General features: G+C 32.5%; 15 protein-coding genes. 3 read left to right on the top strand and 12 right to left on the bottom strand.

Translation table 11 applies throughout. The annotated features are described in order from the left end of the window. Window positions 1-378: 378 nt before the first annotated feature. The gene (gene ilvD / locus QM536_04050) at window positions 379-2,058 is read right to left on the bottom strand and encodes a dihydroxy-acid dehydratase (GenBank protein ID MDI9356185.1); all 1,680 of its coding nucleotides are present in this window, start codon (window positions 2,056-2,058) and stop codon (window positions 379-381) included. A 544-nt stretch (window positions 2,059-2,602) separates the two neighbouring features. Beyond that, entirely contained in the window at window positions 2,603-3,721 is a 1,119-nt protein-coding gene (dnaX, locus tag QM536_04045; protein ID MDI9356184.1) for a DNA polymerase III subunit gamma/tau, read from the bottom strand. A 203-nt stretch (window positions 3,722-3,924) separates the two neighbouring features. Here dnaX and QM536_04040 point away from each other — a divergent pair, with 203 nt between their 5' ends. Then, a complete protein-coding gene (locus QM536_04040; protein ID MDI9356183.1) occupies window positions 3,925-4,527 on the top strand; it encodes a WbqC family protein in 603 nt (200 codons plus the stop codon). Between the two features lie 126 nt (window positions 4,528-4,653). Here QM536_04040 and ribH read toward each other — a convergent pair whose 3' ends face one another. The 10 genes from ribH to clpB all read right to left on the bottom strand — a co-directional run bounded on the left by ribH (window position 4,654) and on the right by clpB (window position 17,810). After that, window positions 4,654-5,151, bottom strand: coding sequence for a 6,7-dimethyl-8-ribityllumazine synthase (gene ribH / locus QM536_04035; GenBank protein MDI9356182.1), 498 nt, complete (start codon window positions 5,149-5,151; stop codon window positions 4,654-4,656). A gap of 38 nt (window positions 5,152-5,189) precedes the next feature. After that, entirely contained in the window at window positions 5,190-6,254 is a 1,065-nt protein-coding gene (gene lpxK / locus QM536_04030; GenBank protein ID MDI9356181.1) for a tetraacyldisaccharide 4'-kinase, read from the bottom strand. 20 nt (window positions 6,255-6,274) lie between these two features. Further along, window positions 6,275-7,846, bottom strand: coding sequence for a hypothetical protein (locus tag QM536_04025; protein MDI9356180.1), 1,572 nt, complete (start codon window positions 7,844-7,846; stop codon window positions 6,275-6,277). 105 nt (window positions 7,847-7,951) lie between these two features. Beyond that, entirely contained in the window at window positions 7,952-9,106 is a 1,155-nt protein-coding gene (locus tag QM536_04020; protein MDI9356179.1) for an efflux RND transporter periplasmic adaptor subunit, read from the bottom strand. Next, on the bottom strand, window positions 9,107-10,504 hold the full coding sequence (locus QM536_04015) for a TolC family protein (GenBank protein MDI9356178.1): 1,398 nt from the start codon (window positions 10,502-10,504) through the stop codon (window positions 9,107-9,109). A 137-nt stretch (window positions 10,505-10,641) separates the two neighbouring features. Next, window positions 10,642-11,586 carry a hypothetical protein gene (locus tag QM536_04010; GenBank protein MDI9356177.1) on the bottom strand — a complete coding sequence of 315 codons (945 nt, stop codon included), beginning with the start codon at window positions 11,584-11,586 and terminating at the stop codon, window positions 10,642-10,644. Window positions 11,587-11,622: 36 nt separating this feature from the next. Next, a complete protein-coding gene (locus QM536_04005) occupies window positions 11,623-12,468 on the bottom strand; it encodes a universal stress protein (GenBank protein MDI9356176.1) in 846 nt (281 codons plus the stop codon). Between the two features lie 50 nt (window positions 12,469-12,518). Then, a complete protein-coding gene (lepB, locus tag QM536_04000; GenBank protein ID MDI9356175.1) occupies window positions 12,519-13,619 on the bottom strand; it encodes a signal peptidase I in 1,101 nt (366 codons plus the stop codon). A gap of 57 nt (window positions 13,620-13,676) precedes the next feature. Next, a complete protein-coding gene (locus tag QM536_03995; protein ID MDI9356174.1) occupies window positions 13,677-14,660 on the bottom strand; it encodes a pyruvate dehydrogenase complex E1 component subunit beta in 984 nt (327 codons plus the stop codon). 528 nt (window positions 14,661-15,188) lie between these two features. Next, complete coding sequence (clpB, locus tag QM536_03990) at window positions 15,189-17,810, bottom strand: ATP-dependent chaperone ClpB (protein ID MDI9356173.1); 2,622 nt, start codon at window positions 17,808-17,810, stop codon at window positions 15,189-15,191. 455 nt (window positions 17,811-18,265) lie between these two features. Here clpB and QM536_03985 point away from each other — a divergent pair, with 455 nt between their 5' ends. Both QM536_03985 and QM536_03980 read left to right on the top strand, forming a co-directional pair. Continuing rightward, window positions 18,266-21,313, top strand: a complete 3,048-nt coding sequence (locus QM536_03985) for an efflux RND transporter permease subunit (GenBank protein MDI9356172.1) — start codon at window positions 18,266-18,268, stop codon at window positions 21,311-21,313. Between the two features lie 95 nt (window positions 21,314-21,408). Then, window positions 21,409-22,096 (top strand): site-specific DNA-methyltransferase (locus QM536_03980; protein MDI9356171.1); only part of this gene is annotated, 688 nt, incomplete at its 3' end.

Genomic DNA, 22,096 nt, shown 5'->3' with positions numbered 1-22,096 from the left:
AAAATTATCACAAATTTTATACAATGTAACATATGGTGGGTTCTAAAAATTGTTTTTTAGGTTTTAATTTTTAAAAATATAAGACCTATTTTATATATTTAAAAAGTCAAAAAAAAGTACATATTTTATTCTTATTAGTTTACATTTTTTCTAATTTTTCTAAATAAAACCGTTTGAATTCATCTTTTTTTATATTTTTGTACTGATTGAACACACCTAATGGGTTCTAAAAATTCAAATCCTAAAAACTGTATCCCTTAAAAATCAATAGTTACTAACATTTTTTTTTTGAATAAATCAACTTTTAGAACCCACCTTATGTATTTAGCAATAAAATACTTTTTTATGAGATTTTTGGTTAAAATACCTGCTGATTAGTTACAAAATTATTTCATCGGTTACGCACCCTTCAGATGCTGATTTTACTAATTGTATATACTTTGCGAGGTACCCGTTTTTGGCAGATGGAGGTGGTTTTTTCCATTCCTTTCTTCTTTTTTCCAGTTCTGCTTGGGATATTTTTAGATCTAAGGTTCTGTTATGAATATCTATGCTGATACTATCGCCGTTTTTTATAAGGGCTATATTCCCACCTTCTGCGGCTTCGGGAGTTATGTGTCCTACTACAAATCCGTGTGTTCCTCCCGAGAATCTTCCATCGGTTATGAGTGCTACTTTATCCCCTAATCCTGCTCCCATGATAGCAGATGTTGGTTTGAGCATCTCGGGCATACCAGGAGCTCCTTTTGGTCCCGTATATCTTATAACGATTACCTCTCCATTTTTGATTTTTCCTTGCACTATTGCATCATTTGTCTCTTGTTCACTCTCAAAAACATGGGCTGTTCCTTCGAATGTTTCCCCTTCCTTTCCTGTAATTTTAGCAACAGCACCTTTTTCTGCGAGGTTTCCATAGAGGATTTGAATATGTCCCGTTTTTTTAAAAGGGTTCTGAATGGGTTTTATGATAGTTTGATGGGGAGCGAGGTCTTTGACAGTATCCATATTTTCAGAAATTGTTTTTCCTGTAACGGTGAGACACTCTCCGTGTAGGAATTTTTCTTTGAGTAAAAATTTCATTACTGCGGGTATTCCTCCTACTTTGTGGAGGTCTTCCATGAGATATTTTCCGCTTGGTTTTAAATCGGCTATAAAAGGGGTTTTATCGCTTATATTTTGAAAGTCATGTAATGTGAGAGGTATTTTTGCGGCACGTGCCATAGCGATGAGATGCAGAACAGCATTGGTAGACCCCCCCAAAGCCATTACAAGGGTAATAGCGTTCTCAAAAGATTTTGGAGTCATTATGTCTAATGGCTTTATATCTTTTTGTAGTAAATTTTTTATTGCTTTTCCGATGGAAAGGCATTCTTCATTTTTAGCATTGCTGATAGCAGGATTTGATGCACTAAATGGTAAAGACATTCCCAATGCTTCTATGGCAGAAGACATAGTATTTGCTGTGTACATTCCCCCGCAGGCCCCGGGTCCGGGGCAGGCATTTTTTATAATTCCTTTATAATCTTCTTCTGTTATGGTGCCTGCTACTTTTTGTCCCCATGCTTCAAAAGCAGATACTACATTTAAGTCCTTTCCTTTATAGCATCCAGGGGATATTGTTCCTCCGTATACTAATATACTGGGGCGATTGATTCTTGCTAATGCCATCATAGCACCGGGCATATTTTTATCGCATCCTACCACGGTTATTACCGCATCGTAATATTGGGCATTGACTACTGTCTCTATAGAATCTGCTATGAGGTCTCTTGATGGTAAGGAATATCTCATACCGTCTGTTCCCATAGAGATTCCATCGCTTACACCTATGGTATGAAATATCAAGCCGATAAGTTCTTGGGCGTTAATTCCCTGTTTTATTTCTTTTGCGAGGTCGTTGAGGTGCATATTACAGGGATTTCCATCGTATCCCGTGCTTACTATTCCTACTTGTGCTTTTTTTAAATCTTCTTCGCTTAACCCTATTGCGTGGAGCATGGCTTGTGATGCGGGCTGGGTTTCATTTTGAGTTAATATTTTGCTGTATTTATTAAGCATATAGTATATTATGTTTATAAGATATTTATTGTTTAGGTAATGACTTCTAATTGGAGTTTTTCTTTCATTTCTAAAAGATAAGGATTTTTTTTTGCCAAATATTCAAATTTCTCTCTGTTGGTAAATGGCTTGGTAGTAGTTTTTTTTGGGGGTACGTGTATTGTTATTTTTATATCGGGAATTGAGAGGTTTTTTTGGAGGTATTTTAAAAGTTCTGGTTCTATATTTGAAAAATAATTTTTTTGTAACTCTGATTGGATGTGTATTTCTAATTCATTTTCATTTTTTAAAGAAGGAACTTGTTGAAAAATATTTTTTAATAATTCGCTCTGATGTATGGTCTGTTCATAAAGAGTTTTAAAGTTTTTCCATACTTCTTCTAACGATGCAGTTTTTTTTTGTTCCGATTGGGTATCGGGGGGTTGTATTTGTTCTACTGTATTTGTTTTATTAATACGGAGACTGGGAGTGTCTTTTTTATAAACATGAGCTGAGCTGTCAATAGTTTTTTGGGCAATATTTGTTATTGATGGGCTATTGTCAATTAAACTCGTTTTTTTTTTAATCCCTCTTCTTCATTAGAGGTTTCTTTTTCATTGGGTTCAGTAAGTATTTTATATATTTTGATGAGTGCCAGCTCTACGTGAAGTCTTTGGTTTTTACTCGTCTTATAATATATATCTGCTTGGGATAGAATATCCATTGCGGAAAATAAAAAAGCGGAGGTAGTTGCTTGTGCCTGTGTTTTGTATTGGAGTTTTACTGTTTCCGATGTGTTGAGTAAAGAAATAGTTTCGGGATGCTTACAAATAAACAGATTCCTAAAATGCTGCATAAGTCCTAAAATAAAGTTTTGTCCTTCAAAACCGTATTGTAAGACTTCATCGTAGAGAAGTAGTATATCAGTTATATTTTGATTATTATAAAAGTCTGTTATTTTGAAATAATATTCATAATCAATGATGTGCAGGTTTTTAACTGTGTTTTTGTAGGTAATAGAATTATCCAAAGAAAAAGTGGCGATGAGGTCAAAGAGAGAAAGAGCGTCTCTGAGTGCTCCATCAGCTTTGGAAGCTATAAGATGCAATGCTTCTTCTTCTGTTTTTATATTTTCTTTTTCTGCTACGGTTTGCAATTGTTTTACTATATCTCGTATCTCAATTCTTTTGAAGTCATATATTTGACATCTGGAAAGAATAGTAGGTATCACTTTGTGTTTTTCGGTAGTGGCAAGGATGAAAATAGCATACGAGGGGGGTTCTTCTAATGTTTTGAGAAAAGCATTAAATGCTTGATTGCTGAGCATGTGAACTTCATCTATTATATATACTTTATATTTTCCCTTTTGGGGAGGGTAACGGACTTGTTCTGTTAGGTTACGGATGTCATCTACAGAATTGTTAGAAGCGGCATCTAATTCGTAAATATTTAAGTGTGCGGCTTCGTATATACTTTCTTGTGTGTCAAATTCATTTATCATCCGTGCAAATATTCTTGCGCAGGTGGTCTTTCCAACTCCACGAGGACCACAAAAAAGCATCGCTTGACCAATGTGCTTCGTTTTAATAGCATTTGTAAGAGTCGTAGTGATATGTTCTTGACCTACTACTTCTTCAAATCCTTTGGGTCGATACTTCCTTGCGGAAACTATAAAATTATCCATAGTGTAATTTGCTTTACGTTTTTTACTTTTATATTAAAAAATTATTTTGTATCAAATGAAAAAATGTAATATCTTATTTTTATACAAATAATACAATCTCTTGCATATTTCAGATGCAAAAATATTAAAAAAAGAATAGTATTTGTAAAAACATCTATTTTTAGTGGTATTGTATGGAAAATAAAAATATTTTATATACCATTATGAAAAAGACTATCCTCAGCTCTCTTCCGTTTCTTCCCAATTTAGAATTTTTTTCTCTGTTATTGGGAAGTAATGCCGTGACTTTTGATATACACGAGCATTATATAAAAGGAACATACCGAAATAGATGTGAAATACTCTCCGCTCACAAAGTTCTGTTTTTAACCGTTCCTGTGAAACACGAGAAAATGAAATCTTCTTTCAAAGATATAAGAATTGACTACCAACAAAGATGGGAAAATAGAATGTGTAATGCTATCCGATCTGCATACGGGAAGTCGGCTTTCTTTGACTTTTATGCAGATATTTTTTTTAAGACGCTCCACTCTCGTTATGAAAAACTATGGGAACTCAATCACAGGCTCTTTCTTACTTGCAACAAAATGTTGAACGCAACAATAGAGTATGAGTTTTCTCAAAACTATATTACTCCAAATACAGGTGATCATTGGATAGATATACGGGAATTAAAAAAAAGGGATAACAAACATTTTATGTCTATGGATAAAAGATTTTGTAATTATTACCAAATGTTTGGCAATACTTTCATTCCTAATCTCTCTATTATAGATTTTTTATTTTGTAAAGGAAAGTTTTTTTAATGAGCTATGATTCCACAATAATTTCTTTACGTCCTTGTGGTATATTATTTTCTTTTTCAAAAGACACAAAGTTCACAAAGAATCCATAATGGCACAAAACGTACTGTTTTTACCATTCCCTCATTTCTATTTTTTCCCAATATTAATAAAAGCATCTATCATTTTGAGGGCGGATATAGCGAATTCTGTTCCTTTATTTCCGTATATTCCTATGGTTCTTTCCTCTGCTTGTTTTTTAGTATTGGTAGTGAGTACTCCAAATATGATAGGTTTATTGTATTGGAGCATTACTTTTGTTATTCCGTAAGTAACTGCTTGGCAGATATAGTCAAAATGGGGGGTATCGCCCCGTATCACACATCCTATGCAAATAATGGCAGATATATCATGGGATAGAGCAATTTTTTGAGCTGCCACTGGGAGCTCATAAGCTCCTGGAACCCATAAAGACAGTATACGTTCTTCGGGAATACCATTTTTTTGGAGAGTTTGTAAAGACGCATTGTATAAGGATTCTGTTATATCTTTATTCCATTCCGCAGTGATGATTCCTATTTTTTGAAAAGAATCAAAGAATTGAGGTGAGAGTGTGATTTTTTTTATTTTATTTTCAAAAGAGTTCATTATGATTTTAGCAAATTATTTTTGTTTGTATATAAATATTATGAGAAAGGGTTGCTCTTATTGCAAGCGGTGAGTATTTGTTTTTGAAATTCGGTTTCGTTTTCTATTATTTTTATGTGTATGGGAATATAAAAGATGGGCATTTGCGTAATTTGTTCTTGAAATAAGGGAGAGTTGAGTTTTACAAAATCTTTTTCGGTGGTGAATAGGTTTGTGTTTTTATTTTTTTTCCAAAAAGAAAAGATGTCTTGTAGGTTTTTTTCTGTATAGAGATGGTGGTCGGGAAAGGAGAAATGTTGTATAATATTTTTTTTTTCTTCTTGTAATTTTTGTATGAGAGGGGTGGTGTTTGCTATTCCTGTTATTAAAATTATGTCATTGGTAGAGTTCTTTTCTTTTCCGAAGGGGATAGGACTATTATAGAGAAGAGTGCTAAAAAAAATAGGTGTGTCTTTTTTGGTGTATTTTTCTATGTTTTTGGTAAAATATATTTTTTGAGAAGTTGAAATAACAGGAGGGCATTTAGTTATGATGACTATATTAGTTCTTTGAGCATTATGTCTGCTTTCACGTAGCATACCTAATGGAAAAATATAATCTTTAAAAAAAGGTTTTTCAAAAGTGGTGAGTAGTATTTTAAAATGGGGGTTGAGAGAGCGGTGCTGATAGCCATCATCCATGAGAACTACTGGGGACTTGTGTATTGTGAGTATTTTTTTTATTCCTAAAACTCTATTTTCAGATACATACAGACATATTTTAGAAAAGTATTTTTGAAAAATAAGAAATGGTTCGTCCCCTATGGTAGTGCTGGAGTCCTCATGAGATGCGATTCTAAACCCGCTTGTTTTCCTGCCGTACCCTCTGCTTAAAATACATGGATATATGTTTTTACTGTATAAAAAATGTATGAGATATTCTATAAGGGGGGTCTTTCCACTTCCGCCCATTGTGAGATTTCCTACACAAATGATGGGTATTGGAAAGGTGATAGATGGGATTATTTTTTTATTGTATAAAAAGTTTTTTATACCACTTGCTGTCACAAATATGGTATAAAAAGGAGCTAAGAATATTCTTTTAATAATAATTTTTGTTGACATTTGGGATAAAAAGAGTTATATTACTTGCAGACGATTTTATTTATATAAAAGATCTTTCTTTGCAAAGGAATTTGTTGTTCTTTCTTATTTTTCACATATTGGACTCCATAGAGATATACATTATTTTCATACCATTTTTCTAAATGTGCAATGTGGGTTGCTCTATATTCTAGTTCGTCATCGGGGTATTTTAGTTTGATGCTATTGCGTTTTTCAGTTTGTATATCTTGGGATTGGATAATTCGGGAGCGAATTTCCCCTTGGTGAATATACAGCATAGTTATAGAGTTTTCTGAGGTAACTGTTGCAATATTTTTTTCCAATGTATATGAAGAAACATTATCTACTGCAAAAGAATTATCCCAAAGAATCTCACCTGCATTATTAAAAGAGATTATGACAACGTAAGTATATTCATATTTTACGGGATAATATGTGTAATTACTATATCTGTATTGATTTTGATAAGGAAAGTAATTATTAAAAGAAAAAGGGTTGTATAGGTTGTTATTTCTGTTATAAATTGGGTAGTATACCTCACCTATAAGAATATGTTCGTTATTTTTTCGTATTGTATTGTGGAGTAATATTTTATTGGCGATGTGTAAATGCGAACTCTTTAGTTTTTTTTTTTCTGCTTTTTTTTGCATTCTTTTTTGGTGTTTTGGTTTCATATAAGAAAAGAAATTTTTTAACTCTGAATAGTATGTATAGTAGATATCTTGTTGCTCATCTTTATTGATTTTTGCCACATAAATTCCTTGGGAATACTCTGAAAAGTTTTTACCAAATACTCCTGCAATATACAGTTCATCATCTACAACGCCTATTGATGTTCCATTAATAAGTCCTTTATCAAGAGATGGTTTGAGAGGAACTTCATATACTAAATTTCCATCTAAAGAAAATACTTTCATAGTTACTGTATTTGTTTGGTATTTTTCTTCGGATACGAAAACAGTAAATAATTTTGATAGATTATCTGTATGTATAGAAAGTATATTACTTCTATTTTCATAAAAACCTGGGAGTATGGTTGTTTTTTTTTCGTTGAGATTATGAATAATAACAACAGGTTTATGTTCAAACGTTCCTCCAAAGAGAGTAGTGTTTTCGGTGACTTCAAATTGTGTAAGGGATAATTTTATCAATACATCTATAGCAAATACTTGTATGTTTCCATCAAATAGTTGTAGGTCTATTACGAAAAATTCATTTTGTTTGAATTCTTTTTCTTGAAATAGGATATATAAATGTTCTTTTTCATAATCGTATCCTCTTATAAAAAATCCGAATGGGAGTATATATTCTTTTATCCATGCGGTATTCAGGTCTGTATCTAATAGGAGGATTTTCCACAGAAAACCTTTTTCATTTCTGGTATTTGTTTTTTGGAAAAGGATAATTCCATTTTCTTCGCAAGAGAATATTTCGTAGTTTTCCCAATCATCTGTATTCATTGAAAATTCTATTCTCTTGGGCTGTGTTATGAATTCGTCTTCGGGGGGAGGTATTTTTTTTTTCCTTATTTGAGGAAATGCAGAGTTTGATGCAAGCAATACAATCGATAGGAGTATGAACCATTTTTTCATAGTATGTATCAGTAAGATATTTTTGGACAAATGATTTGTGAAACACTCGTATTTGTTATTACAAAAAAAACACATACTAAAAATAATATGTGTTTTTCATATATTCTATTGTTCTACTACTTTTACTTCTAAGTTGTCTAATACATCTCTGTATCCTTTGTCTATGATTTGGTCATTGTCTTGGAGTCCAGTTAGTATTTCCGTTTCCCCATCAAAACTTGCTCCTAATGTTATAGATATTTTTTGAGCGGTTGTTTTTGTTTCTGTTTTTGAAATTTTATAAATATAATATCCCGATAGATCTCTTTGTATGAGTCGAGTAGGGATTGTTATTGCTTTTTTATTGAGATAATCTATAAGATATACAAGGGCAGTTTGATTGGGAAGGATTGAAAAAGGTGCTTGAGGAAGATTTATATCTATTTTGAATGATCTGCTTTCGGGATTAATGACTTGTTGGACTGATGATATGGAGGATTTAATGGTTTTATTTTGTTCGGAAAAATATATTTTTACGGGTTCTCCATCATGAAATTTTCCTGTGTAGGATTCTGAAACATCTACTTTTATAGACATATTGGTAGGACTAACGATTCTTATAAGTGGTATTCCGGGGGAAACTATTTCTCCGTTTTTTGCAAAGATATGATCTATTTTTCCATTAAATGGTGCTCGTATACTTGTTTGTAACATTTGTGATTCTACTGTTGCTAATCTATTTTCAAGTCCTTCTTTATTCGTTTTTGCTTGAAGATATTGGAGTTCTGTTCCTATTTTTTTCTCCCATAGGGCGGATTGTTTTTCAAACATTGTGCGTGCCATCTCTAGGTTGTTTTTTATCTCGTTTAAAGAATTTTCTAAAATACTCCCGTCAAGTTGTATTAGTTTTTGTCCTTCGTTTACCCATTGTCCTTCTTTTACAAAGATGTTGATAGTTTTTGCTAATGTTTCTGCACTGATAATGACGTTGTTACGAGATTCTACGTTCCCCCTCATTTCAATTTCGTGATGAAATTCTTTGGTAGATAGTTTTAGTGTGGTGACTAATGTGATATTTTCTTGTATATTTTCACCTGTTTTGGAATAGATATCTTGTATTTCTTTTTCTATTTTTTTTATTTTTCCTCCTAGTTCTGAATATTCTTGTTTATATTTTAAAAGTATTTTCTTTTTTTCTTCTACTGTGTTTTCAGTTTTATTACACCCTTCAGATAAAAGCATTCCTGCTACAATAATTCCTATTATTTTTTGTGTTTTCATTTATTTTTGTTTTCTTAATATTCCTAATGATTTTTCTAATTCAATTTTTGCAATAATGACATCGTAAAGGGCGGAGTAGTAAACCACTTGTGCTTGTTTAAAAGCGGCATCTGCTTCTGTAAGTTCTAAATTACTGCCTACCCCCTGTTCATATTTTAGTTTTGTGGTATTATAAATTTCTTGCGATAGTTCTCTATTTTGTTTTTGTATTTCTAAATTTTCCAAACTATATTCTATTAAATTTTTTGCTTGCTCTATTTCTAAGTCAATTTTTTTTTTTGTTAAACTCATTTGATGCTCAATTTGTTGACTTTCTATTTTAGATTGTTGTACCCGAAACACTCTTGCAGAGCCATCAAAAATAGGCATGGTAATATGTATTCCTATAGTTCCTGATGATAGCCATCTGTCTGCTCTATAATATTGAGAAATATTAGAAGTAGCGGTATTAAAACCATAATAACCTGCTATATTTACTACTGGCAGGTATTGAGATTTTAATCTGATAGAATTGAGATTTGACAGAGTTTTATTTGTTTGTAGAATAGAGTATTCTATTCTCTTGTCATAATAAAAAATGTCAGATTCTGTAGAAGGGACGTCTAAGGAAACGTATTCTAATTTATCTGTGAGAATAATTGGTTCATTGAGGTCTATTCCCATTTGAAAATTGAGGAGTTTATACCCAAGTTCATTCAGTTTTTTAAATTTATTTAATTCTACGCGTATATTATTAAAAGAGAGTCGTATTCTATCTACGTCTATTTTCCCTACATATCCATTTTGGAACATAATTTGTGTTTCTTTCAGTAAGGAATCTAATCGAGAAAAATTATTTTCTAATACAGTTATTCTTTGAGTGTTTATGAGAACGTTATAATATGCTTTCATAACTGATTCTGTAATATCTATCTCTGTTTTTTCTACATTTTTTACAGAAAGTTCTTTATAAACTTTTGCGGCTTTTAATCCAACAAAATAAGAGCCATCAAATACGAGTTGGGAAAGGCGTATACCTGCATTTCCATCGTATGTTTGTTGCACTGTAAATTTTATATCAGGAATAGAGTCAGCATTTATCTTAGCATTAGGATTTCCTAATCTTGCAAAACCAGCCCCGCTCACTAAGGATGATTGTGGAATCGGATTTGCATTAAAGGCAACGGAAGCATTTACTTGGGGCATTCCTGTTGCAATTAATTCATCTACTCGTGCTTTTGATTTTGGTACCTCTAACTGTGCTGTTTTTATTTGTTCATTATTTTGTAATGCAATGGATATTGCTTCTTCTAATGACAAACTTCTGCTACCTTTATTATTTATTTCTTGTGCTTGTGCGGTAAAAGATACCGATGCAAAAAGACAAGTAAGCGTAAAAAAAATATAATATATTTTCATTTTTATTAAAATTGTTCTGTTTTAGATTCTATTTATTTGCAAAAGACAAAAATAACTTAAAAAAGTTAATTACCAAAAAAATGTATCGGAAGGCATTTATTTTTAAAAATTATTTATGAAGTATAAACATTTTATTATTAAAGACCTTTTTTTTTACTAAAATAAGAGTTATTCACGAGTATTTGTTTTATTCTTTTGCTTTCGCAGAGAGAATAATATCCTTTATCGTCTTTTAAGATGTGGTATGTATTATTATGTAGGGGAGAGAATACATGTATAATGGTATTTTTATTGCTATCAATATCTTGGATAGAGATGGAATAGAGTGCTTGTGTTTTCATTATACTATCGTATTCGTTTTTTTGTCCTGCACTTATGTATTCATTTGTATAAAATTGATTGAAGTGCGATAGATAGTTTGATAAAGCAATAGAATCAATCTCTTTTATGTTTGCTACTTCTATATGATCTTTTTTAAAAGAGAGAGATACATTATGTATACTATCTAAAAGATTTACTACTTTTAGAGATATCAGAGTTCTTGCATCGCTTTGAAAAATAATTCTATTTCTCCATTGGTTTTCGGTAAGTTCAAAGATACCTGCTACATAACTATTATATCCGGGTATTTCTATTTTATATATTTTGGAAGTATTTTCTAGTTGTAAATATGTTTCTGTTTTGGTTTTGTTTCCTGTTATAAAAAAAGAGGATATGGTTTGTTCTTGATTTTTGAGAATTACTTTTATGGTATTTGCAAATAACTCTTGTGTGTTTATTTTTTGAGATACTTCTTGTTTTACTCTATTGAGATGGAGGGTTTGTAATAAGATACTTATGAAAGATTCATCGGCTATAAATGTATTATTTATTGTCCAACTACTTTCTTTTTGAGAGAGTATAATGGTGTCTCTTTCTTTTCGTATTTCTATTTTTGTAAGGAGTAGAGGATACTGTATTTGAAGTATATCTGTCCCTTGAATGGTGTTATTTTTGGATAGTGAGTTATAGTAAAGAAAGGATAGTAGAATTAAAAATAAGAGTGTGCAGAGTATGGAGAGTTGTTTTTTTATAGAATTCATTTGTAGTAATTATTCTGATAGCAACTATAAGAGAGATTACTCTATTTTATATGTCCATACGGGTACGAATGAGTGATTTACCACATTTTCTGCTATAGATTCGCTAAGTAAATGTATAACACCTGTATGTTGTCTTGTTCCTAAGGCAACAATATCAGCTCCTATTTGAAAGGCAAAATGTTTTATTCCTTCTTCTTCTGTAAAATCGTTATAAATGGTTTTTGTATATTTTTTTATGTTATACTTACCTATAAACCATTCTATATCTGACATATCTTTACTGTACGGATTAAAGTGAGCAGGTGTGTTTACTTTGACTAGGTGTAAGTATGCATGGAACATTCTTTGAATATTAAGGAGTTGTCGGACAAGGTCGTCTGTTATATTTTTAAAATCGGATGCGAAGACGATATTTTTTATAGTACTCTGCATTGGTTCACGAATAGTAATGACGGGACATGGGGAATGCCTCACTACTTTCTCTGAGTTAGAACCAATAAATATCTCACTCATACCTCTGGCCCCTGATGTTCCCATAATAATAATGTCTGCATTCAACTCTTTTGCTTGTTTGATGAAAGTTTTCACAAAAGTACCCATGGTTATAATGTATTCTATTTCTGTACCTTTGTATTTTTCATCTTCACAAAGTTCAGCGAATCTTTCTTTTGTTTTTTCAATAAGTAAAACAGTGTATGTTTGTTCTTCTTGTGAAACAAACGTTGTAACTTCTCCTGTTTCTGAAGAACTTGTGTGATTTGGTATTTCTATTATATGAATTAAAACTATTTTTGTTTTTTTTATTTTAGCAGTATCTACTGCAAAATCTAAGGCATAGATAGATTCTTTTGAAAAATCTATTGGTACTACTATTGTTTTCATAAGTATTATGTTATTTTATCATTAAAAAAATTTATAAGTTGTATAATATTTTATTTTATTATTTGGAAAAATCTATTCCACCGTATTTTTTGAAAGAAAGGTTTTTGAGCATCGGTGCTAAGCCATATAAAAGAAGCTTCTCCTACAATATGATCTTCGGGAACAAAGCCCCAAAATCTACTGTCTTCTGAATTATGTCTGTTATCTCCCATCATAAAATAGTAATTTTGTTGAAATGTATATTCTTTTACTTCTATTCCATCTATAAATAACTTTCCATTCTTTATAAATGGTTTTTTTATTTTTTCATAATTTATAATAGTAGAACCATATTTTTTCAAGATGGTATCTGAAAGAGTTATTTTTTGTCCTTTATAAGGTATTACTAGGGGACCAAAATGGTCTTGATTCCATGGAAAGTATTTTGCATTCGGAAATATTCTTGGATTTGTTTGTTCTTGAGGAAATGTGGTGTTTAATATATCTATTATGAAAGGTTCTTTTTTCATTTCTTCTATAGTTTTGGGAGAGGTGTGTACTAAATATCCTCCTTGCATAGGGGTAATTTCCCAGATATTATATTTTTTAAATACACGGTCGCTGATAGTTTGATTTGTGTGGATATAATATCTAAATTGCATATTAGGTGGATTTTCCGAAGCTTTTTTATTTATATATACTTGGGTATTTTTTATTTCTATGGTATCACCTGCTATAGCTACGCATCGCTTTATATAATGAGTTTTGATATCTACGGGGCTTTCTAACTCAGGTGGGTAATTAAATACTACTACATCATTTCTATCAATAGAACTTATTCCAGGGAATCTGAACATTGGTAGTGTTATCCAGTTCAGATAAGAGGGTATTTCGGTGAGCCATATTTTTTGATGTGTTAATGGTATTTGAAGAGGAGTTTCAGGGGTTCTTGGTCCGTATGATATTTTATTTACAAATAAAAAATCTCCTACAAGGAGTGAATTTTCCATTGATGGAGTAGGTATTACGTATGCTTCCATAAAACCCCATCGGAGTAATGATGCAAATATTACTGCAAATATTATAGAATCTGCCCATTCCCGAAAGATTCCTTTTTTCTGTTTTTCTGTTTTCTTTGTTGGTATTAATTTTTGAAAGAATTTATTTTTCATTTTATTGTTAATGTGCTATTTATAGTATGTTTATAATACGTTATCTATACTAATACGTTATCTATACAGAGTAGATTTTACTGCTTGTATTGTTTTTTCTACATCGGGTAAAATATAGTCAATGAGAGTGGGTGCGTAAGGGAGAGGTACATCTTTATTGGTCACCCTTCTGATAGGGGCATCTAGATAGTCAAAAGCATATCTTTGTATATGATAGGTTAATTCAGATGCTATAGAGCCGAGAGGCCAAGCTTCTTCTACGATAACTAAACGATTTGTTTTTCGGACAGAATCTACTATGGTTTGATAATCTATAGGACGAACAGAACGAAGGTCTATTACTTCCGCTTGGATATTTTCCTTTTGGAGTATTTTCTCTGCTTCTATGATTGTTTTCATTATTTTTCCAAATGATACTAAAGTTACATCTTTTCCCTCTTTTATTATTTTTGCCGTTCCAATGGGTATGAGATATTCTGTTGTAGGAACTTCCCCTTTATCGCCATACATAAGCTCGGATTCCATAAAAATAACAGGATCGGGGTCTCTTATAGAAGATTTTAATAGTCCTTTTGCATCATAAGGATTGGAAGGAACGACTACTTTTAATCCCGGTGTGTTTGCATACCAATTTTCGAAGTTTTGAGAATGTTGTGAACTTAATTGTCCTGCATTTCCGGTTGGTCCTCTAAATACAATGGGAACATTTATTTGTCCTCCGGACATAGACATCATCTTTGCAGCTCCATTTATGATTTGATCTATTGCTACTAAAGAAAAATTAAATGTCATAAATTCGACTATGGGTTTTAAGCCATTTATAGCTGCTCCTACACATATTCCTGCAAATCCTAATTCTGCTATGGGAGTATCTATGACCCTTTCTGCACCAAATTCTGCAAGCATACCCTGGCTTACTTTATATGCTCCATTATATTCTGCTACTTCTTCTCCCATCAAAAATACCGTTGCATCTCTTCGCATTTCCTCACTCATCGCTTCTCCTAATGCTTCCCTGAATTGTAACTCTCGTTCTTTCATAATGTAATAGTAAAAAAATTATTGAGCATTTTTGATAAGTTCAAACATATTTTTGTATACCTACTCGTATTCAAAAACAAATTTATATAATAATAGTATTTATTAAAATATTTTTTGCAATATAAAAAATTATTCATAAAGATATACATTTATTATGTAAAAAATCAAAAAACATATAATAAAACTGAATTATATAAGGTTCCTCTCTGAAAAGTTCCTTTTGATACATTTATATTTTTGGATCTGTTTGATTATCAATAGTTTTAAAACTCAGTATCTCGTAAAAGTGATTTTTCGAGGTGGTCTTAGTACTATAATAATTTATTTTCTTTATGTGAGTATTGGGTTAGTATTTTTATGTTAGAGATGTGTTACTGTATTTATTTTTATACTATAAATTGAAAAAGAAAGAAATCATTATAGTCAAATACAAATTTTCATTCTTGTGGGATTTGTATATATCAATTTTTAGAGTTTTCCGTAATAAAAAAATTTCACGATGGAAACTGTGGGATCATTGGGGAAAGTTTATTCTTTTGCAAAGGTTTTATTAATTTCAATATTAGCAAAAGCTATTGTATTTTTGTTGGTAAGGGATATTTCAATAACGGAATCTTTTTCTACTTTATTAGCTAAGATATCTTTTGAGAGTGGATTCAGTATGAGTTTTTGCATAATTCTTTTGAGGTGTCTGGCACCAAATTGGGGGTCGAAACCTATATTTGCTAAGTATGCTAATACTTCATCTGTTGCTTCTATGTAGATATTATTTGCTTTTAATCTTTCTTGGATATTTTTAAATTGAATTTTTACTACTTTTATAATATCTTCTTCGGATAGAGGGTGGAATAGTATTATTTCATCAATTCTATTGATAAATTCTGGGCGTATAGTTTGTTTCAAAAGGGTTAAGAGTTCTTGTTTTGTGTCCTCTAAAATTTGTTCTTTGTTAAAACTTTCTGCTTTTTCCATATTTTCTTGAATGATATGGGAACCGAGGTTTGTAGTCATAATAATGATAGTATTTTTGAAAGTAGCTACTCTTCCCTTGTTATCTGTTAATCTGCCGTCATCTAAAACCTGTAAAAGTATGTTAAACACGTCTGGATGTGCTTTTTCTATTTCGTCCAAGAGTATAACAGAATATGGTTTTCTTCTCACTGATTCTGTCAGTTGCCCTCCTTCTTCATAACCAATATATCCTGGTGGTGCTCCAATAAGTCGGCTTACATTATGTTTTTCTTGGTATTCGCTCATGTCTATTCGTATCATCGCTTGCTCATCATTAAATAAATAATCAGTAAGTGCTTTAGCGAGTTCTGTTTTTCCGACACCTGTAGTTCCCATGAATATAAAAGATCCTATTGGTCGTTTTGGGTCTTGTAGTCCTGCTCTGCTTCTTCTTACAGCATCAGCGATAGCGGTAATGGCTTCTTTTTGTCCTGCAACTCTTTTAGAGAGTTCTTCTTCTATGTGGAGTAGTTTTTCTCGTTCGCTTTGGAGCATTTTAGTAACAGGTATTCCTGTCCATTTTGCTACTATTTCTGCAATATCATTTGCTTCTACTTCTTCTTTGAGGAGGGCTTCTCCTTGTATCTCTTTTATTTTTTGTTGCAGTTGTTTGAGTTTATTTTCAGATTCTATAATTTTACCGTATCTGATTTCCGCTACTTTTCCATAATCTCCGGATCGTTCTGCTTGTTCGGATTCTATTTTTAATTTTTCTATGCATTCTTTTTCTTTTCGTATATTTTGAATGGTTTTTTTTTCATTTTCCCATCGAGATTTGAGAATGTTTCGTTGTTCTGAAAGCGATGCGATTTCTTTAGAGAGAGAGAGTTCTTTTTCTGTATCTTTTTCTCTTTTAATTGCTTCTCTTTCTATTTCGAATTGCATAATTTTTCTATTGAGTTCGTCTAATTCTTCGGGAATAGAATCAATTTCTATGCGGAGTTTGGAAGCTGCTTCATCTATGAGATCTATTGCTTTATCGGGTAAAAATCTATCAGAAATATAACGGTGAGAAAGTTCTACTGCGGCAATCACTGCGGCATCTTTAATTCTTACTCCGTGGTGGAGTTCGTATCTATCTTTAATTCCTCTTAGAATAGAAATGGCATCGGTAGTATCTGGTTCATCTACCAGTACCGTTTGGAATCGTCTTTCTAGGGCTTTATCTTTTTCTATATATTTTTGGTATTCTTTAAAAGTAGTAGCACCGATGGTGTGGAGTTCTCCTCGGGCAAGTGCGGGTTTTAAGAGATTTGCAGCATCCATAGCACTTTCACCTCCTCCACCAGCACCGATAAGGGTATGGATTTCATCAATAAAGAGAATTATTTGTCCATCGCTTTCCACCACTTCTTTTATAACAGATTTAAGGCGTTCTTCAAATTCTCCTTTATATTTAGCCCCCGCAAGTAGTAATCCCATATCGAGGGTATAAATACACTTATTTTGTAATCCTTCGGGAACATCTTTTTGCACAATTCTTTGTGCCATCCCTTCTACAATTGCTGTTTTACCAACTCCTGGTTCCCCTAACAAGAGGGGATTATTTTTTGTCCTGCGAGAAAGTATTTGTAAAACCCGACGTATTTCTTCATCCCGTCCTATAACAGGATCTATTTTTCCTTGTTCTGCAAGAACGTTTAGATTCTTTGCATATCTTTCTAAGCTTCTATATTGAGCATCGGAATTTGGGTTTTTCACAGTGCTTCCGCTTCGTAAATCTTTTATTGCTATTCTGATGAGTTTTTCTAAAAAACCTACTTCCACTAAAAGGTTTCCTATCTGGTCTTTTCCCGTAGCTAATGCTAAAAAAATATGTTCTATTGCTACATATTCATCTTTAAACTCTTTCAAGAAAGATGTAGATCTTTGTAGGACCGCCAAGGAGTTTTGGGATAAATAAGTATCTCCTGTGATGGAAACCTTGGGGTAAGTATGTAAGATACTGTCTAATCGTTCCGTTAAAAGAGATTTATTTACGGAGCATTTTTTGAGAAAGAAACCCATGAAATCATCTTCTTTCATAATAGATTTTAACAAATGTCCGGGTTCTACTGTTTGTTGTCCCGAACTTACTGCCAGCTGGGCAGCGTTTTGAATAATATCTTGCGATTTAGCTGTGTAGTTATTAAAGTTCATTTTTTTTTTTAGTAAAACCAATAATAATAATAAAGACAAAATACGTTCCACAGCTGTTTTAAGACATTTTGGCAGTTATTCTTTTTTACCCACTGTTTTATGGGTAAGTGATTTGATATGATTCCGAATACTATAAAGAGGGGTTCTAAAAATTGATTTCTTCAAAAAAAAATGTTGTATGCAACGTCTCTACTATTGGTTTTTTACATTTTTAATTCGCAACGGTAATAAAAAATCCGCGTTCCAATATTATCTTATAGAAAGCTGATAACGCTAATTTACAACGCTGATTTAACAAAAATAAAAATAAGATATGAAATTTTATTATATTTTTGTGTAAAGTGAGTAAAAGAGTTATTTTTTGTTTATTATCGTATAATGAGCATTTATATTTCCATAGTATCATTTAGGTATCCATAAAATTTCATAAGTATCAATAAAAAAAAATAAAAAACATGGCATCATTATCATCAATAAGTATTAGACGACCTGTATTAGCATTGGTTATGTCTATTGTGATTGTTTTATTTGGAGTAATAGGATTTAGATTTTTAGGTGTTCGAGAGTATCCGAGCGTGGATCCGCCGATAGTATCTGTTTTCACAAGTTATGTAGGTGCGAATGCAGATATTATAGAATCACAAATTACGGAGCCTCTTGAGGAATCTATCAATGGTATAGCAGGTATAAAACGTCTCACTTCTACGAGTAGAGATGGTTCGAGTGTTATTACGGTTGAGTTTTCGTTAGATGTGGATATGGAGGCTGCGACGAATGATGTGCGAGATAGGGTTTCTCGTGCCGTATCTAACCTTCCTCCCGACTGTAATCCTCCAACGGTGCAAAAAAATGATGCGGATTCTTCTCCATTAGTTTTTTTAGGTATCCAAAGTGATAAGCGATCTCTCTTAGAACTTACAGATATTGCTTATAATACTTTTAAGGAGCGGTTTCAAACTATAAAAGGAGTATCCTCAGTTCAGGTATGGGGAGAGAAGAAGTATTCTATGCGTCTTTGGATGTCTCCTGATAAACTTGCTGCGTATAAGTTAAGCCCTTTAGATGTTTTATCTGCCATAACAAGGGATAACGTAGAATTACCTTCGGGAAGAGTAGAGGGATTTAATACAGAACTTTCTGTTCGTACCTTGGGCAGATTAACTACCGATGATGATTTTAATAATTTGATACTGAAAGAAGAGGGGAATAATATAGTAAGATTCTCTGACGTAGGCAAAGCAGTATTAGGGGCTGAAAATTTGCGTACGGTTTTAAAAAGAGATAGTATTCCTATGGTAGGAATAGTATTACTTCCGCAGCCTGGTTCTAATGTGATAGAAATAGTAGATGAATTTTATAGGCGTTTAGAGTTTTTGAAAAAAGATATTCCTGCGGACATACAGCCTGTTATTGGTTTTGATGTATCCAAATATGTAAAGCAATCTATATATGAAGTAGAGGAGACGATATTTTTAGCATTTCTATTAGTTATACTTATCATCTTTGCTTTTTTGAGAGATTGGCGTTCAACTCTTATTCCCATAGCATCTATACCAATTTCGTTGATAGGTACTTTTTTTATAATGTATTTAGCAGGTTTTTCTATCAATGTTCTTACTTTATTAGGAATAGTATTAGCAATAGGAATGGTGGTAGATGATACTATTGTAGTTTTAGAGAATATTTATACAAAAACAGAAAACGGAATGGATCCGAGAGAAGCTGGTATAAAAGGTTCTGAGGAGATATTTTTTGCTGTTATATCTACTACTGTTGCTTTAGCGGCGGTTTTTATGCCTGTTGTATTTTTGAGTGGTCCTACAGGTCGTCTTTTTAGAGAATTTGGGATTGTGGTTGCGGGTTCTGTTATCATTTCTGCGTTTGTTGCCCTTACTCTTACCCCTATGCTTGCAACCAAAATTTTAAAGCGGAATGAAAAAAAATCATGGTTTTATTATAAAACAGAACCTTTCTTTGAATGGATGCACTCTTTTTATAATAGAACCCTTGCATCATTTATGAAAAAAAAATGGATAGCATTACTCATTGTTTTTTTCTCTTTTTCACTCATCGGAGTATTAATAAAAACTCTTCCATCAGAACTGATCCCTTCTGAGGATAGAAATGAATTTAGAATTATGTCCACCGCCCCCGAAGGTTCTACTTTTAACTATATGACTACCTACTTAGATAGGATGTATAGCTTGGTAAAAAAAGAAGTTGCGGAAGTAGATGGAATAGTAAGTGTTACGAGTCCTTCTTTTGGTGGAGGTTCAGGAGTAAATTCTGGTTTTACTCGGCTTATATTAGTAGATGCCAATAAAAGAAAGCGATCCCAACAAGAGATAGTCAATGCCATTACTCCAAAAATTATGCAACAAACCGAGGCAAGGTCTTTTATTACTCAACCAGCTTCTATTGGAAATAGAAGGGCAGGGCTTCCCGTGCAATTTGTCATACAAGCACCCACTGTAGAAAAGCTACGAGAAAAGATACCCCTCTTTATGCAAGAAGCAAGTAAAGACCCACATTTTAGTTTTGTGGATATAAACCTAAAATTTACAAAACCAGAGATAAACATAGACATAGACAGAAATAAAGCCCGCAATTTAGGAGTATCTATCCGAGATATAGCCCAAACCTTACAATTAGGAATGAGCGGAAGTCGTTTCGGATATTTTATAATGAACGGAAAACAATATCAAATTATTGGGCAAGTAGAGTTAGAAAACAGAAACGACCCTCGTGATATTCGTTCTCTCTATGTAAAAAATCAAAGAGGAGAATTAGTGCAATTGGACAATCTCATTCGTATCAATGAAAGAAGTACACCACCGGCTCTCTACAGGTTTAATAGATTTGCCTCTGCTACTATATCTGCATCTATAGCTCCGGGTTATACTATAGGGGATTGCATTCAGGCAATGGAAAACATCGCCAAAAAAACCTTAGATGAAACATTTGCAACCGATTTAGAAGGTACCTCCGCAGAATATCGTGACTCTTCCTCCAGCTTGTATTTTGCCTTTGTTTTTGCCTTAGTACTTATTTATTTGGTTCTTGCCGCACAATTTGAAAGCTTTCGTGACCCCATAACCATAATGATAACCGTACCAATGGGCATAGCAGGTGCTTTTCTATCTCTTTGGTATTTCAATCAATCCCTTAACCTGTTTAGTCAAATAGGAATTATTATGCTCATAGGGTTGGTTACCAAAAATGGAATACTCATAGTAGAGTTTGCAAATCAAAAAATAGAAGAAGGTATCCCCGTCCAAGAAGCAATCATATCTTCCGCAGAACAAAGATTTAGACCCATCTTAATGACCAGTTTCTCTACTATATTAGGAACATTACCCATAGCCCTTGCCTTGGGAGCAGGTTCAGAAAGCCGTGTTTCTATGGGAATAGCCATTATTGGAGGACTCATATTCTCTACTTTTCTTACCCTTTATGTTATCCCCGCCATGTATATGTATATAACAGATAAAAAAAAGAAATGAATGCACCTTAGCTATATGTGTGTAAAAAAAAATAAATAACTCACATTACGCAAAAAAAAAATCTAAAAGAAATCAAACAAGCCCCCAAAAAAAAAATGGATATAAACAAACTCATCTTAGGAGACAATTTAGAAATTTTACGAACTATAGAAACAGAAACGGTGAATTTAATCTATCTTGACCCACCGTTTTTTAGCAATAGAAATTACGAGGTAATTTGGGGAGACAATGGAGAAGTGCGAAGTTTTGAAGACCGCTTTTCAGGAGGAATAGACCATTATATTGCTTGGCTCAAAGAACGAGTCATAGAAATGCACCGAATATTAAAACAAACAGGATCCCTATTTTTACACTGTGATTGGCATGCAAATGCTTATATAAAAGTATATATTTTAGATAAAGTTTTTGGAGATAAAAACTTTAGAAATGAAATTATTTGGTGTTATAATGGACCTTCTAATACTTCTAAAAACTTCCCATCAAAATCAGATACCATATATAGATATAGTAAATCGGATAATTTTATTTTTAACAAAGAATCTGTTTTAATCCCTTATGACCAGGGCACTTTAGAAAGAAGAAAATATGCGGAAACAAAAAAGAAAGGAATAAAATTTCAAGGAAAACCATATAATGAATACTTTAATGGTAAAGTACCCTTTAATTGGTGGATAGATATTCCATCGGGTGGACAAATGTCTTCCAAAGAACGACTTGGCTATCCTACCCAAAAACCCGAAAAACTATTAGAAAGAATAATAACATGTGCTTCTAATGAAAACG

The sequence above is a fragment of the Chitinophagaceae bacterium genome (assembly GCA_030053935.1).
Taxonomy (GTDB): domain Bacteria; phylum Bacteroidota; class Bacteroidia; order Cytophagales; family JASGCU01; genus JASGCU01.
This window is presented reverse-complemented; position numbering and strand designations above follow the sequence as displayed.